A 15,274-nucleotide genomic window follows, 5' to 3' on the forward strand; every position below is an offset into this window, starting at 1 on the left:
GCACATATTTTGTAAGTTCCTATCGAACCTATTCACTTTTACAACTCTATGTAGAAAAACACAAAGAAAGATCCATCAAAGTTAGAACTTTAATGGATCTTTCAACTATAGAAACATACTCATGTTCATTGTGGTTATAACCGCTTGGTCTGGGTAAATGGTCCGTTCAGCGATTTTAAATTCTTCATTTTCTTTTCGAATGATATCATTTCTTTCACCAAACATTTCCTCAATCGTATGGCTCGAACCCCTGCTTCGCTTAAATAAAAAGTAGCTTCTTACTTTAAATTCATTCGGGTTCGTTGTACCTTCTACGAAAATATTCGTGATAAAATGGCGCTGTCTGGTTGCGGGATTTTCAACCCAGGCGGATTTTGTATATAGGCGATTTGCCCTTGTAGTCAGTGACTTTTTGGTTTCTTCAAAAAATGCCGAATCCTCTGCAATATTGTTAGCATCTACACCTTCAACCGTTTCACGTAAAGGCATGCGGTAAACAAGATCATCTGTTAATAAATTTAACCACTCTTTATATTTTCGACTGTCTAATAGATAGGCTTCTTGATGAAGGAAATTCGTAATTTCCAATTGTAATTCTGTTGTTATTTTGTTTTTTAATTCGGAATTCACTTACTTTCCTCCTTTACAAACAAACCTTTTGAAATATACTTTAACCAATGTTCATGCATACTTCGAGCAATCGCATCCAAATATGTGGTAGGATACGCGACTCCAGGCCCAGGGAAATTCTCATCCTGCTCAACGCGTCCAAGTCCCATTAAATAGTTATTAACATTATTGTAGTTTAATTCTTTATCACGCATCATCAAACCTTTACTCACTTCAACAATTCTTGCCCAGTTTTCGGTATCATCCTGTTCGAGTGTACCTGAAGGTCCGAATGAACCCAGGTACCCCTTATAAGCAGTATCTTTATATTCATCTGGAGCTGCTTTATCAATCATAAACCAACACCAAACCTCTACTTTATCTGGGCCAAGTGGTCGCCACATACGGAAATTCAAGTAATTATGTAAATGCCCTTCCGTACCATGAATGGGACTAACAAATGAAAGGTTAGGAAACACTCCGCCAACAAAAACCGTTACTCTGGACTGCATATCTAATTGTTCGGGAGTTAAATGTTCTTCAAATAATGGCCACATCGATTCTGGCATACTTTGAAATGGTACTCTTGCTTTTCCTGTCTTGGAGGTAATGACATTAATCCCATGTCCATTTTCCAAAACCACTTGATGACCGTATCCAGCATAAAGTGGGTCCTCAGGGCTAATCCCCATTTCAACAGTGGAACGGTGCGTAGTCTGAACATGGTAAGGATCTGCAGCAAAATTTTCGGCGGTTGCTTTCCAATTTGCTTTTGCGACCCAGCGCTGTGGCAGTCCTTTTACTTCCATTCCACCACTTCTGCCTAGTAATATATCAAAATACCATTTCATTTCTCCTAAATAATCTTCCAATGGTTCGGCGTTCATATCCAAGTTACCAAAGATCATTCCTTGATAGCTTTCAACTCTAGGTACTTTGCGGAGGTTCCATTCTGCTTTACACATTTCTTCCCCATAAACCTTATTCCCTGCAACAATACCGACTAAATCTCCGTCTGTATTATAGCTCCAACCATGATAGGGGCATGTGAAGGTCTTTTTGTTGCCGCGATCAGCTGTACAGAGCATCGTACCGCGATGGGTACAAGAATTTAAAAATGCATTAATTTCACCATTTCGATTTTTTACAAGAAGGATTGGATCGTTTACCATCCATCTTGTTATATAGCTGCCTGGTTCCTTAAGCTCTGTTTCATGCCCGAGAAATTGCCACGTATGTCCGTAGATTTTTTCAATTTCCAATTCATAGATATCTGGGTCCGTTATTACCAACTGTGGAAATAAACCCTGTTCCATTTTTTCCTTTAACAAGTGGAATGCCTTTTCATCCAAGGTTTTGATAATCATTTCATCCTTCCCTCCTTTAACCTTTATTTCTTGTTATCAAAATCCAGGATAGTTAGTAACAAGGTCCGCCACCCCTTCCCTTTAGTTTAATTGTAATTAGAGAATTCTGAGAAAAAATTAATACTCTCTAGTTTCTACTTTCATGTCTATATTCCTCCTAGGAAAAATATATTATTTTTCTTTATTTTCTTAACTTTCTGGTAATTAATTTTTTTAAGTTTTTTTCTACTGTTTCATATATAGCAAAAAGTGTCTATACAATAATAAGAAGGTAATTATACTAAAGTTATTCATAGTTGTGACTGGGGTGATTTTTCCGTTAAGTTTGTGGCAAGTATCTTTGTAAGCGTTATCAATTTAAATCTGAAAGGGGACTTAACATGCAATCTATTCTAGTATTAAATAAGAATTATATTAATGGTGAATGGACTGAAGGAAAAAGTAACCGCACTTATGATATTTTAAACCCTTACGATCGTTCTGTTGTCGCTTCTGTCCGTTTAGCTACAAAGGAACAGCTGGAAGAAACGTTTGAAATTGCAAAAGAAGCTCAAAAAGCATGGTCAAAGTCAACAGTCGAAGTAAGACGTGAAGTTCTCCATAAAGCTGCACAATACTTGAATGAAAACCGTGAAGAAATCGTTAATACGATTGTACGTGAAACCGGTGGTACTCTATTAAAAGCGAATGTTGAACATCATTTAACTTTAGAATTCTTAGAGGAATCAATTAAATATGCAGACGAAATCTATAAAGTGAGAGAAGTACCAGGAGCTCCAGAAAAGTTAAATCATATTCACCGTTTGCCATTAGGAGTAATCTCTTCGATTTCTCCATTCAATTTCCCTATGAATCTCTCAATGAGAACCATTGCACCAGCAATTGCATTAGGAAATAGTGTTGTGCATAAGCCTGATATTCAAGTGGGGCTTTCCGGTGGCTCCATTAACGCAAAAGCATTTGAATTTGCCGGACTTCCAAAAGGTGTATTAAATGTTGTCTTAACTGATATTGAAGAAATTGGCGATGGTATGTTAACTAACCCTAATTTAAATCTCATAAGCTTTACAGGTTCTACACCTGTAGGACGTCATATCGGTGCGATAGCAGGTCAAAACCTAAAGCGTGTCGCCCTTGAATTAGGTGGAAACAGCCCATTTGTCGTTTTATCCGATGCAGAAGTCGACGCAGCTGTAAATGCTGCTATATTCGGGAAGTTTATCCATCAAGGTCAAATTTGTATGATTATTAACCGTATCATCGTTCATCAAGATAAATACGATAAATTTGTGGAAAAGTTTGTGGCTAAAGCAGCTGCACTTCCATATGGCGATCCTAGCGATCCTAAAACAGTTATTGGTCCTCTAGTAAACGAACGTCAATTGGAAAAGGCGCTTCGATATATTGAGGATGCCAAAGCAGAAGGTGCAACGGTTGCTTTAGAAGGACAGCGTGTCGGAAATGTGCTGACTCCATTCGTGTTTACAGACGTGGACAATTCTAGCAGACTAGCGCAAACCGAGCTATTTGCTCCTATTGCTACTATAATTAAAGCACAAACAGATAGTGAAGCAATTGAAATTGCTAATGATACCACACACGGCTTAAGCTCTTCTATCTTCACAAGCGACTTGGTCCGCGGCGAGGAGCTAGCCCTTCAAATCGATAGTGGTATGACTCACATCAATGATCAAACCGTAAACGACGCGCCAAATATTCCATTTGGCGGAAATAAAGCTAGTGGATTAGGCAGATTCGGCAACCCTTGGGTAGTTGAAGAATTTACTGTGACAAAATGGGTTTCTGTCCAAACAAAGGAAAGACATTTTCCATTCTAAACAGCAAAAAGAGGCTGGGACATAACTAGCTTCAAATAGTGAGAAAGGTGAAATTGAGCGTGCTCAATTTCACCTTTCTCTGTTTTTACTCATAATGGTTTTTCATTCTCAGCTGTTGGCCGTGAATTTTCGTAAATTCACGGCCATTAACGCTATTCCCATTTCATTGTCAACCTTCGATTTTCCGCGTACAGAAAATCGATTGAAACGCAAATTAGCCTTCAAGAATCCAAAAACTGGCTCCACATCGATTTTGCGTTTTCGATAGATGGCACCCGTTTTTTCTTCTGAAAGCTTCGCTCTCACATATTCTTTTTGTTGTTCCCATTTCTTATTCACCATTAACGTTCGATTATTGCCTTCTTTTGCCTTCGTACATGATGAACGGAATGGGCATCCCGAACAGTCTTCACATTCATAGATTTTAAACTCTCGTTTGAAACCTGTTTTATCCGTGCGTACAGATGAATATTTAAATACAAGACTTTGCTGGTTCGGGCAAATGTATATATCATCTCCTTCATTATACTGCCAGTTGTCTGGATTGAATTCGTTTTGTTTATATTTTTTCTTTTGCTCTTTCAAATACATGTTATATGTAATGAGCGCTTCTCGTTTACGATTTGAAAGGATATCTTCATAATTTTGCTCGCTGCCATAACCTGCATCTGCGACAATATGCTTTGGTAACTTAAAATAGTGTTGCTCAATTTCATCCAGGAACGGGATTAACGTACGTGTGTCTGTCGGATTTGGAAATAAACTATAGGCTAGTGCGTATTGACCTTCTGTTGCGAGTTGTACATTATAACCAGCTTTCAATTGACCATTTTTCATATAATCATCTTTCATACGCATGAACGTCGCATCGTGATCTGTTTTTGAATAACTATTACGTGTGTCAAAGATTTCGAAATCTCGTTGGTATTTCTGTGTTCGCAAGATGTAATCAAGCAACTGTTTGCGCACCTGCTTGGGATATTTCCTCTCACTCCTTAACGCCTTTCGTTCCACTATGTCTGACGTTGCTTCTATTTTTTTGTCATACTCTGTAACAATATCGTCTACTTTTTGAACCATTTGACCAAGTTCCTTATGCGATAACTGTTCTTCACATTCTCGTTCAATCTCAGGTATGATTTCCTTTTCAAGTAGCTCGTTGTATAGTTCATTTGACTTTTCAATTAATGCTTTGTGATACTTTTCAATCGATTTCTTCCATACAAACGTAAACTTATTCGCATTCGCTTCAATCTTTGTGCCATCGATAAAAATTGCATCTTGATCGATAAGTTTTTCTTCGACTAATTGGCAACGGAATTGGACGAAACATTGGCGAATTAATTCCTTCACTTCTGATTGAACACGGAATCGGTTGATTGTACGGTAGCTTGGTTCATGCCCTTGAGCTAGCCACATCATACGGATACTGTCTTTTAATAGTGCCTCAATTTTGCGCCCCGAGAAGACAGATTGCGTGTAGGCACATAAGATTATTTTAAGCATCATGCGTGGATGGTAGGCAGGACAGCCCTCATTTCGAAGAAATGGTTCCAACGCTTCCTGAGGGATACTTTCAACTAAATGATGGACATGGAAGGCAATATCATTATTTTGTAATTTTACTTCTAAATCTAAAGGCAAAACTAATTGATTCATGATATAATTTTTAAACATAAGGACACTTCTTTCTGATTTTATTTTGTGTGGTAACTTAATTTTATCAGAAGTTGTCCTTATTTTATTGAAAAAAATAAAGCCGGTGAAATTTTACTCGTCGTAAAATTCCACCGGCTTTTTCATTTCAGAGGAGGGTTTTGTCCCAGCCTCTTTTTTTGTTAAGCTATAGATTCGTGTTTCATTAATTTCACAATTTCTAATAATTTGATATGGTAACCATCAATTTCAAGTACCTTAAATTCATAATCGCCATAGTTTACTTTATCACCTTCGACTACATCCATTTTTTCAGAAAGGATCCATCCGCCGATCGTATCCATTTCTTCGTCATGAATGTCTAAACCAAATAAATCGTTTACTTCGTCGATTAGAACTTTCCCGTCCACAACTGTTTTATGTTCGCTAATTTTGTTGATTTCTGGTACTTCGTCTTCGTCAAATTCATCTCGAATCTCACCGACAATTTCTTCGAGAATATCTTCAACCGTAACCAATCCTGCCGTACCACCATATTCATCCATTAAAATAGCCATATGAACACGATCTTTTTGCATTTTAACTAATAAATCATGGATAGCAATTGATTCAATGACCTGAATAACAGGACGAGTATATTCATCAATAGGAGTATCAAGGTTTTTACCACTGATATAATCAGTTAAGACTTCCTTCATGTTTAACATACCGACAATGTTATCTTTTTCTCCATCAATGACTGGGTACCTTGTATAATTTTCTACCTTCACAATTTCTAGACATTCCGCTAGCGTTTGTGACCGATCAAATACAACGATTTCAGTTCGAGGTACCATGATTTCTTTAGCAATACGATCATCGAATTCGAATATGTTGTTCACGTATTTGTATTCAGACTGATTGATTTCACCGCTCTTGTAGCTCTCAGAGATAATTAATTGAAGCTCTTCCTCTGAGTGTGCCTCTTCATGTTCTGAAGCAGGTTTTAATCCAAAAATCCCTACGATTACACGTGCTGATCCATTTAATACTTTAATAAAAGGATACATAAGCCTATAGAAGATAATCATAGGTTTTGCAAAAATCAATGTTACAGCCTCGGCTTTATTAATCGCAATTGTTTTCGGAGCAAGTTCACCTACCACAACGTGAATAAAGGTTACTGACGCAAAAGCAATGATAAAGGACAAGATACCAGCTGCTGATTCCGCTATGTTTAATTTAGTAAACAATGGGTGAAGCATGTGTTCAACAGTTGGTTCACCCAACCAACCTAATCCTAAAGCTGTTACGGTAATACCTAATTGACATGCTGATAAATATTCATCTAAATTTGAAACAATTTTCTTAGCTGCAATTGCTTTTTTATTGCCTTCTGCTACTAGCTGATCAATTCGTGTACTACGGATTTTTACAATGGCAAATTCGAAAGACACGAAGAATGCCGTAAACGCAATTAAAATTGCAATTACAATCAAGTTTATTATGGTCAATGGTCTCCTTACTCAAAGTGTAAGTAAGGAATACACCTCCTGGTTTTTGTAAATATAAGTTTAACTTAGTAATAATAATAATGTTTGGGCTAATGGAACACCTTGGGAAGAAAGTTTATTTACGACCATTTCTTTTTGATTGCCATTTAGTTTTTCAAGAATGGGTTCGATTGCTTCAATTTCTTCTTTAAGATGACGCATTAAAATTCCAATTTGTTCAAAATGCTTTTCTACCTTTTGTTTATCAAAACAATCCTTCGTCTTAATTAATTCAATTGATGACTTAATCTCCTCAAGCGGCATATTAAGATTCTTATAGTGTTCAATTAAATGCATAATTTGAATGCTGTCTTCTCCATACAATCGATAATTAGAATCCGTCCGAATAGGGTTAAGTAAGCCTATTTGGGTGTAATAATCGATTGTTCTTTTGGAGAGATTCATTAACTTGGCTATTTCGCCGATACGATACAACTTCCCAACTTACTCACCCCTTTCTATTATTATATAATATTATCATAAACAAAACTGTACAGTCAACGTAGTAGTTTTTATTATAAAAATTGGCCAGTGGATTTCCACTCCACTAAGGAAAGCTTCTTTGAATAATCACCGCAGTGACAGGCGGTTTTTGCCTGTCACGAGGCACTTCGCTTTCCGCGGGCGTGCCGGGGAGCCTCCTCGGCGCTAAAGCACCTGTGGGGTCTCCCCCAGCCCCATACTCCCGCAGGACTTTGAATTTCCTTCTCGAATTTGCCCACGCACGAAGAAAATGCGATAGCATTTACGAGGAGTCTTCGTGCCTTCCGTTCCAATCAACAGGGTGCCATAACAACAGTTAACTGAACACACCCTGAAAATTCAAAAAACCGTTCCAAAATAAGAACGGTTTTCTTTATTAGATTCCTTGATTAAATATATCAGTCAGCACTGGAACGATTTGTTTCTTACGTGAAACAACGCCCTTTAGAACTGCTGTATTATTCTCTAAGGTTACATTGTAGGCTTTTTCAACTGCATTTGTTTTACTTCCTAATGCTAAACCAACAGAGTCATTTGTTAAGATATCCGTTACGACAAATAAGAATAAGTCCAGGTTCTTTTCTTCAATATTTTTTGTGATTGCAGCTTCTAATTCTTCTTGACGAGCTAGAACTTCAGCAGTGTCCACTGCGTTTACTTGAGCGATTTCTACCTTGCTTGAACCCATGTCGAATTCTTTTGCGTCAAGTGTGATTAGTTCTTCAATACTCTTGTCACTTAAATCTGCTCCCGCTTTTAGCATTTCTAGTCCATACTCCTCGGCATCAACACCTGCAATTTCAGCTAATTCTTTTGCAGCTGCAATGTCTTCAGCTGTACAAGTTGGAGATTTAAATAGCAATGAGTCTGAAATAATCGCTGAAAGCATAAGACCAGCAATTTCCTTTTTGATTTCCTTGCCATTTTCTTTGTACATCTTATTTAAGATCGTTGCTGTACAGCCCACCGGCTCACAACGATAGTACAAAGGATCACTTGTTTCGAAGTTAGCGATACGGTGGTGGTCGATGACTTCTAAAACACGAACGTCTGCGATGTCATTAGCACTTTGCTGGCGCTCATTGTGGTCCACTAGTATAACTGAATTTACTTCAGATGCTACATTTTCAACTAACCGAGGTACTTCAGCTTTGAACGTGTCCAATGCATATTGTGTTTCACCATTCACGCTTCCTAAACGGACTGGCTCTACATCCATTCCAAGTTGCTTTTTCAAATCTGCATATGCAATCGCAGAACAAATCGTATCTGTGTCAGGGTTTTTGTGACCGAAAATAAGTACTTTTTCCATTGTTTTAACTCCTAATCATATTAATTATGTAGACAAGCTCCATTACTGAGTTTGACCCTAACGAAAATTATATATGATTCTTTCCCACTATTCAAAAAAAAAATTAAAACCTAGCCAACGAATATCAATTCGCCGGCTAGGTCACAAAATTTATTTTACTCCGATGGGAACAACTCTTTGCCCAATTGCCGCGATTAATTCTTTTGGCATTGGGAAGCTAAGTGCCGCTGGATCTTTCATGACGGCTGGCACCGTTTGTGCGAGATTTTCTTCCGAGATATTGTATTGTTTGAAATCTGCAGGAAGACCAACCTTATGCTGAAGCAAACGTATCTTTTCCACGACCTTGGCTAATGCCATTTCTGCAGTATCACCTTTCGCCTCAACATCTAATGCTTCGGCAAGCTCTTTTACCTTTGGCAGGTATAATGCTGGAACCATTTCCATTACTACCGGCAGGAAGACTGCATTGGCTAGGCCATGAGGAATGCGGAACAATGCACCGTAAGCGTGTGCCATGTTGTGTACCGGTATTGCATTCAAGGCAAAACTAAAGGCGGTTATCCCCATTAAACTTGCTTGCAATAAATCCATACGCGCAGCTAAATTGATGCCTTCCGCCACGGCGACTGGGAGATTTTTTTCTATTAACCGAATTGTCTGCAGGGCATAAGCGTCTGTAAGCGCTGTTGCGGTTGGCGAAGCAAGTGCTTCAATTGCATGTGTTAGGGCATCGAAACCAGTAAAGGCTGTGATGAATGGCGGAAGTCCAACCGTTAAATCAGGATCAAGGATAGCCATATCGGCGTTTATGAATGGGTTGATGATATTTGTCTTCATTTGAATATCTTCATTGAAAATAACCGCAATCGGTGAAACCTCTGACCCTGTACCCGCAGTTGTTGGGATTGCAATATGCGGAATCGGAATAAAGTTTGCCTTTGGAAATTGTTCAAATAATAGGCCGCCAGGGATTGCATCTTTTATATCCGATAATCCTTTATGAAGTGCATATTTAACTCCTTTTACTGTATCCAATACACTTCCTCCGCCAACTGCCAGCAGGGCGTCTCCTCCTACTTCTTTTACATAGCGGACTGCGTCATTGATACAGCGGCTTTCTGCATCCTGAGAGATATCTAGAAATTGTCCAACCAACTGCGGTCCGCTTCCATGACCAGTTAACTGAAATATTTCTGCAACCTTTTGGACGATACCGGCTTTTTCTAACCCTCTGTCACTTAATAGGACGACTCTTTTGGCACCAAGGCCTGCAAATAAACTTGGAACCATGGCACGTGAATTTGAACCGCTGTAAATACCAGTGCGAAGCATAAACTGTGATAAGGAAGTATTCATGATCTTCTTCACCTCTTCATTAGTTTTGGCCAAACAGAATACCATACCAGTTGCGTCTTTCAAGCTCTGGAGACATAGACGTGTGCACATGCTTTGTTTGTGTATAGGCATCCAGCGATTGCTGCCCCATTTCTCTGCCAATTCCACTTTGTTTATAACCGCCAAATGGCGCATCGCTTCTAAGCATATGCCAGTCATTTATCCAAACCACACCAGCCTGAAGTTTTCTTGCTACTTCATATGCTTTATTTACATCACGTGTCCAAACACCTGCAGCCAATCCATAGATTGTATCATTGGCCATCTTAATCGCTTCGTCTAACTCAGAATAGCGAATCACACATAAGACAGGTCCAAAGATTTCTTCCTGTGCAATTTTCATATCATTGGTAACGTTGGTGAAAATCGTTGGCTCTACAAAGTATCCATCTTCACAGCCAGCTACCTTAACTTCCTTACCACCGCAAACAAGTGTAGCTCCCTCTTGTTTACCTGCCTCAATATAAGAAAGAACACTATCTTTTTGTTTTTTAGAAATAACTGGTCCCACATCTGTCATCGGGTCAAGCGGATTTCCCAGCTTTAACTTGCTAGTTAAAGCGACCAGGCCGGCAACCACTTGATCGTACAAGGAATCTGGTACAAACAGTCGTGTTCCACTCTCACATAACTGACCAGAATGTAAAAACACTCCAAACAGACTGCCAGGGAGGGCGATATTTAGATCCGCATCCTCTAATAGAATGTTTGGTGACTTACCACCTAACTCCAAGGTTGTATTTTTAATCGTTTCGGAAGCCAATCCCATTATCCTTCTTCCTACTTCTGTTGAGCCAGTAAAGGCTACCTTGTCTACTTTCGGGTGACGAACTAGCACCTCACCGATTTCAGTGCCTGGACCTGTGACTACGTTAATAACTCCCGGCGGTACAACATTAGAAATTAATTCAGCAAGCTTAAGTGTGGATAAAGGTGTATAGCTTGCAGGCTTTATCACCACAGTATTACCCATTGCTAGCGCAGGAGCAATTTTCCAGGTTGCAATGACCATTGGTAAATTCCAAGGTGTAATCGCAGCACACACTCCAATCGGTTCCCTCCAGACAAAATTATGTGCTGGTCCAGGAAATGGCGGTACTGGCAAGGTTTCAGAGAACGGGTATTCTAACGTGAAGTTTGCAAGTGTTTGGAATAGGTCAACCATTTGTAAAATATCGCTATTGCCGATTCTACGTACTGTTCCGCCAGAACTAATCGCTTCTAAATAAGCTAACTCCTCAGCGTGCGCAGCAATTTGATAGGAAATCGCATAAAGTATCTTGGAACGGTCCTTCGGATTCATATTTTTCCAGTCAGTGTTATCAAACGCGTCTCTTGCAGCCTGGACTGCACGATCGACATCTGCTGCAGTACCTTTTGCCACCTTTGCCACAAGCTCACCAGTGGCTGGGTTAAAAACATCAAAGGTTTCTTGATTGCTTGCAGGCTCCCACTTTCCATTAATAAACAGCGGAAAACTTTGAACTTCGACTTTTACTGTCATTTTCGTTCCTCCTTTTTATAAAGGCCTTTATAAAACGCCTAATTCACTTTCTGAGAATCTATAAATCTCTTCGATTTTTTTGCCTTTTGCACGTGCAAGAATTTCCATCCTTACTGACAGCTGTTTAAGCGTGAAATCCATTACCAGTGCTGGATCCCCGCCGAATGCACTTACATCCCTTCCTGCTATTCCTTCCTCATTTAATCTAAGCGATAAAGGAGTAAGTTCAGTCATTTTTGCCGCAACAAAATCAAAGAGATGAGGGTGTTCACAAATTAATCGTTGAAGCAGGAAGGTGCCATAGCCAATATGCCGGGACTCATCCTTTTTCAAATTCCCAATGCCCTCTAAGAGACCAGGCATGATATTAGCAGTTTCTAACGCTTGGTAAAAAGAATAATAACCTGTTTCTGCTAAGACACCTTCAACAAACATGTTATAAACAACGGAGGCTTCTGCAATTGCTTCTGGAGATTGGTCTGTCACAAGACGTTCCATCGTAGTTGGGAGGATTTCATAGAAGATTTTTTTATACGTCTCTGTATGGAAATGGGATAAATCCCCTCTTTCGCCGATGGCATTTAATACTAGGCGAAAAAACTCTGTATGCTTTGCTTCTTCATATAAAAATGTGGTTAAGAACATCTCTTCTTCAAGACGTCCTTCTTTTGCAATCGCCATAATCAGCGGGAGTAAATCTAGCGTTACTGCTTCTTCTCCAGCTTGAAACTGTGAGATTAATCGAAGAATATCTACCTTTTGTTCATGATTTAGTTTTTCCCAATCTCTAGCATCCTGGCTAAAATTGATATCACTTGGATTCCAGGTTCCTAATCTTTTCGCCTTTTGATATAAGCGAAACGGGAATGAATCCTCCAATAATCCTCTTTTACTTGTCGTTAATATTTTTCTCTTTGTCATTTAGACCTCCTGATTACTTTATCTGTATTTCTGCGACATTTTTGCGCAGATGTGTTTTTAGTATTTTTCCGACCCCGTTCCTTGGCAAAGCCTCGAGAAAAACAATTCTCCGCGGTGTTTTGTTTTTTGCTAAATGCTCCTGACAAAAGCCAATTAATTCCTCTTCACTTACAATGGCTCCCGGTTTCACGACAACACATGCGACCATTTCCTCACCCATTTTTTCATCGGGAACGCCAACCACTGCGACTTCAGAAACGGATTCATGAGTATTTAAAATTTCTTCAATATCTCTCGGATAGACATTAAATCCACCTCGGATAATCAAGTCCTTTTTGCGGTCAACAATATAGACGTAGCCTTCATCATCCATTCGTGCCAAATCACCGGTATGTAACCAAGCATCGATCAGGACCTTTCTTGATTCTTCAACATTTTGATAATAGCCTGGTGTCACGTTTTCACCGCGAACACAAAGCTCGCCAACCTCACCACATTCAACCTCGTCGCCATTGTCATTGACAATTTTCACTTCTACTCCTGGAATCGGGATTCCTACAGAGCCTGGTTTAATTTCTATTCCATTTTTATGAGCTGTCACAATAGGAGCAGCCTCTGATAAACCGTAGCCTTCATAAACCTTAGCACCAAACTTTTTTTCAAAAGCATGCAGTAAAGCGACAGGCAGCGGTGCTGAACCGGAACTTACCGATTCAAGGCTTGAGGTGTTATAGTCGTCAGCGTGAGGATAGGAAACTAACGCATGAATCATCGCTGGCACTGCCGAAAAGTTCTTCACTTCATATTTCTCAATCGCTTTGAATACTTCTCCAGTATCAAAATTCGAAAAAATTACAATTGAGCTCCCCATTAATAAGCAAATATTAGAGATGGTCAGTCCATAGACATGTGCAAGCGGCAGAACACCAATGGTTGTTCCTCTTTCAAGTTCATTATGCTTGACTGAATTTTGAGCGTTACTCGTTAAATTTTTTTGGGTTAACAGAACACCTTTTGGATTTCCTGTCGTACCAGATGTGTAAAGAATAACAGCTGTATCATCCTCCTTTCCCTCACTCCTAGGAACAAATGGATCCTCACTCTTTACATCATAAAAGTTTAGACAACCTTCACTTGAGGGCTGATCTACTACGACAACTAATGGTTTAGACGGTAACCCTTCAAGCGCTTTCTCTACGTTTCCTAGAATAAGTGAAGAGGTAATGACTACCTTTGCCCCAGAATTTAATGCAATATATTGCAGTTCTTTTGGATGGAGGGTGAACATAACCGGTACGATAATAGCGCCTGCTCTCGTAATCCCCTGATAAGCAAAAATAACTTCCGGACAGTTTGGCATACAAACAATGACTCTATCACCTGCAGAAATACCATACTTCTTGAGCCCGCATGCGAATTGATCGGCATACATCCTACATTCAAGGTTGGTATATTGCTTTTCTTTATAATGTAAAAAAGGATAATCGCCAAACTGACTGATGTTTGTTTCAAGCAAATCACTAAGCCTCACAACACCAACTCCTTTAATAGAAACTAATAGAAAAGCCAGTTCTTAGCAAAATTCACACCTTTTTTGTAAGCGTTATCATTTTATGTGAAAATCTTGGCATGAACTTGTATGACAGCAAGTGCCACCCTGCCTGCCATTTACATTCCATACCCGATCTTTACCCATTTTCTACTAAGCTATTACTTTACATTGCATGTGCGCCGCCATCCACGACCACAATATCCCCTGTGATAAAATCTGACGCTGGTGCCGCTAGGAACAGTGCAACTCCTTTTAGATCGGTATCTGAACCAAACTTACCCAATGGAGTGCCTCGTAGAATTCCTTCGCCGCCTTTCTCTATCAATCCTTTTGACATTTTCGTAGGGAAAAAGCCTGGAGCGATTGCATTCACATAAATTCCGTGTGGGCCCCATTTAACCGCTAAATCCTTTGTAAAAGTAATAACCGCTCCTTTAGAAGTATTGTAGCCAATCGCATTCATATAATCAGGGTTACTGCCCTTAAGACCTGCTACAGAAGCAATGTTTATTATTTTGCCTAATTTCTGCTCTAACATAACTTTTCCTACAGTCTGTGACATAAGGAATGTCCCAGTTACATTGACGTCGATTACTTTCTTCCAAGCCTCGAGCGGCATTTCTTCAGCCAAGGCTCCCCAAGTCGCACCACTATTATTTACGAGGATATCAATTCTCCCAAACCTTTCTAGCGTAATGTCAACTACATTCTTTACATCATCTGGATTGGTGACATCGCATTTAATGGCAAGGCTATCGACACCGATTTTCTTTAACCCTTCACTTACTTCCTGACACGCCTCAAATTTCCTTGAGCACACCACTACACTGGCTCCAGCTTCAGCAAATCCTTCTGCAATTTGCTGACCAAGTCCTCGTCCACCTCCAGTAACAATCGCGACTTTTCCTGTTAAATCAAATAAATCTTTCACATGCATCGCTGTTTCCTCCCATTCGGTCATTTTCATCTCTCTATTAAAAAATTCACATACTAACTAGTTGGTATGTTGCTAAACACATAATATATAAAATACCTATAATATTCAATATTATTTTTTCACCAAATTTCTCGCTTCTTTTTTAAAATATAAAATTCATTGTAT

The 15,274-nt window shown here is 39.3% G+C and carries 12 protein-coding genes; 1 reads left to right on the forward strand and 11 read right to left on the reverse strand.

Going from position 1 to position 15,274, the window contains the following annotated elements:
- Positions 1 to 105: 105 nt before the first annotated feature.
- Entirely contained in the window at positions 106 to 630 is a 525-nt protein-coding gene (locus ABC255_RS18485) for a 3-phenylpropionate/cinnamic acid dioxygenase subunit beta (protein WP_412995764.1), read from the reverse strand.
- Entirely contained in the window at positions 627 to 1,976 is a 1,350-nt protein-coding gene (locus ABC255_RS18490) for an aromatic ring-hydroxylating oxygenase subunit alpha (RefSeq protein WP_412995766.1), read from the reverse strand. The genes ABC255_RS18485 and ABC255_RS18490 overlap by 4 nt, the downstream gene beginning before the upstream one ends.
- A 380-nt stretch (positions 1,977 to 2,356) precedes the next feature.
- Here ABC255_RS18490 and ABC255_RS18495 point away from each other — a divergent pair, with 380 nt between their 5' ends.
- On the forward strand, positions 2,357 to 3,814 hold the full coding sequence (locus ABC255_RS18495; protein ID WP_412995768.1) for an aldehyde dehydrogenase family protein: 1,458 nt from the start codon (positions 2,357 to 2,359) through the stop codon (positions 3,812 to 3,814).
- A 108-nt stretch (positions 3,815 to 3,922) separates the two neighbouring features.
- Here ABC255_RS18495 and ABC255_RS18500 read toward each other — a convergent pair whose 3' ends face one another.
- From ABC255_RS18500 to ABC255_RS18540, 9 genes are all read right to left on the reverse strand, one after another.
- Positions 3,923 to 5,491, reverse strand: coding sequence for an IS1182 family transposase (locus tag ABC255_RS18500; RefSeq protein ID WP_412995770.1), 1,569 nt, complete (start codon positions 5,489 to 5,491; stop codon positions 3,923 to 3,925).
- A 161-nt stretch (positions 5,492 to 5,652) separates the two neighbouring features.
- Positions 5,653 to 6,963, reverse strand: a complete 1,311-nt coding sequence (locus tag ABC255_RS18505; RefSeq protein WP_335530578.1) for a hemolysin family protein — start codon at positions 6,961 to 6,963, stop codon at positions 5,653 to 5,655.
- Between the two features lie 60 nt (positions 6,964 to 7,023).
- Positions 7,024 to 7,437 carry a MerR family transcriptional regulator gene (locus ABC255_RS18510; RefSeq protein ID WP_412995772.1) on the reverse strand — a complete coding sequence of 138 codons (414 nt, stop codon included), beginning with the start codon at positions 7,435 to 7,437 and terminating at the stop codon, positions 7,024 to 7,026.
- A gap of 424 nt (positions 7,438 to 7,861) precedes the next feature.
- Positions 7,862 to 8,797 (reverse strand): manganese-dependent inorganic pyrophosphatase, encoded by a 936-nt coding sequence (locus ABC255_RS18515; protein WP_412995774.1) that lies wholly within the window; start codon positions 8,795 to 8,797, stop codon positions 7,862 to 7,864.
- 150 nt (positions 8,798 to 8,947) lie between these two features.
- On the reverse strand, positions 8,948 to 10,156 hold the full coding sequence (locus tag ABC255_RS18520; RefSeq protein ID WP_412995776.1) for an iron-containing alcohol dehydrogenase: 1,209 nt from the start codon (positions 10,154 to 10,156) through the stop codon (positions 8,948 to 8,950).
- 19 nt (positions 10,157 to 10,175) lie between these two features.
- Positions 10,176 to 11,699: an aldehyde dehydrogenase family protein gene (locus tag ABC255_RS18525; RefSeq protein ID WP_412995778.1), complete on the reverse strand. Its 1,524-nt coding sequence runs from the start codon at positions 11,697 to 11,699 to the stop codon at positions 10,176 to 10,178.
- 27 nt (positions 11,700 to 11,726) lie between these two features.
- Positions 11,727 to 12,620, reverse strand: coding sequence for a R2-like ligand-binding oxidase (locus ABC255_RS18530; protein ID WP_412995780.1), 894 nt, complete (start codon positions 12,618 to 12,620; stop codon positions 11,727 to 11,729).
- Positions 12,621 to 12,633: 13 nt separating this feature from the next.
- Positions 12,634 to 14,151, reverse strand: coding sequence for an AMP-binding protein (locus ABC255_RS18535; RefSeq protein WP_412995782.1), 1,518 nt, complete (start codon positions 14,149 to 14,151; stop codon positions 12,634 to 12,636).
- Between the two features lie 184 nt (positions 14,152 to 14,335).
- Positions 14,336 to 15,109, reverse strand: coding sequence for an SDR family oxidoreductase (locus ABC255_RS18540; RefSeq protein ID WP_412995783.1), 774 nt, complete (start codon positions 15,107 to 15,109; stop codon positions 14,336 to 14,338).
- Positions 15,110 to 15,274: the final 165 nt, after the last annotated feature.

Source organism: Neobacillus canaveralius (genome assembly GCF_047237705.1).
Taxonomy (GTDB): domain Bacteria; phylum Bacillota; class Bacilli; order Bacillales; family Cytobacillaceae; genus Neobacillus; species Neobacillus niacini_K.

What these genes read in the sequence shown, in the direction of transcription:
- ABC255_RS18525 (WP_412995778.1), bottom strand. Translation starts at nt 11,699, where the DNA reads ATGACAGTAAAAGTCGAAGTTCAAAGTTTTCCGCTGTTTATTAATGGA.
- ABC255_RS18490 (WP_412995766.1), bottom strand. Translation starts at nt 1,976, where the DNA reads ATGATTATCAAAACCTTGGATGAAAAGGCATTCCACTTGTTAAAGGAA.
- ABC255_RS18500 (WP_412995770.1), bottom strand. Translation starts at nt 5,491, where the DNA reads ATGTTTAAAAATTATATCATGAATCAATTAGTTTTGCCTTTAGATTTA.
- ABC255_RS18520 (WP_412995776.1), bottom strand. Translation starts at nt 10,156, where the DNA reads ATGAATACTTCCTTATCACAGTTTATGCTTCGCACTGGTATTTACAGC.
- ABC255_RS18530 (WP_412995780.1), bottom strand. Translation starts at nt 12,620, where the DNA reads ATGACAAAGAGAAAAATATTAACGACAAGTAAAAGAGGATTATTGGAG.
- ABC255_RS18540 (WP_412995783.1), bottom strand. Translation starts at nt 15,109, where the DNA reads ATGCATGTGAAAGATTTATTTGATTTAACAGGAAAAGTCGCGATTGTT.
- ABC255_RS18515 (WP_412995774.1), bottom strand. Translation starts at nt 8,797, where the DNA reads ATGGAAAAAGTACTTATTTTCGGTCACAAAAACCCTGACACAGATACG.
- ABC255_RS18495 (WP_412995768.1), top strand. Translation starts at nt 2,357, where the DNA reads ATGCAATCTATTCTAGTATTAAATAAGAATTATATTAATGGTGAATGG.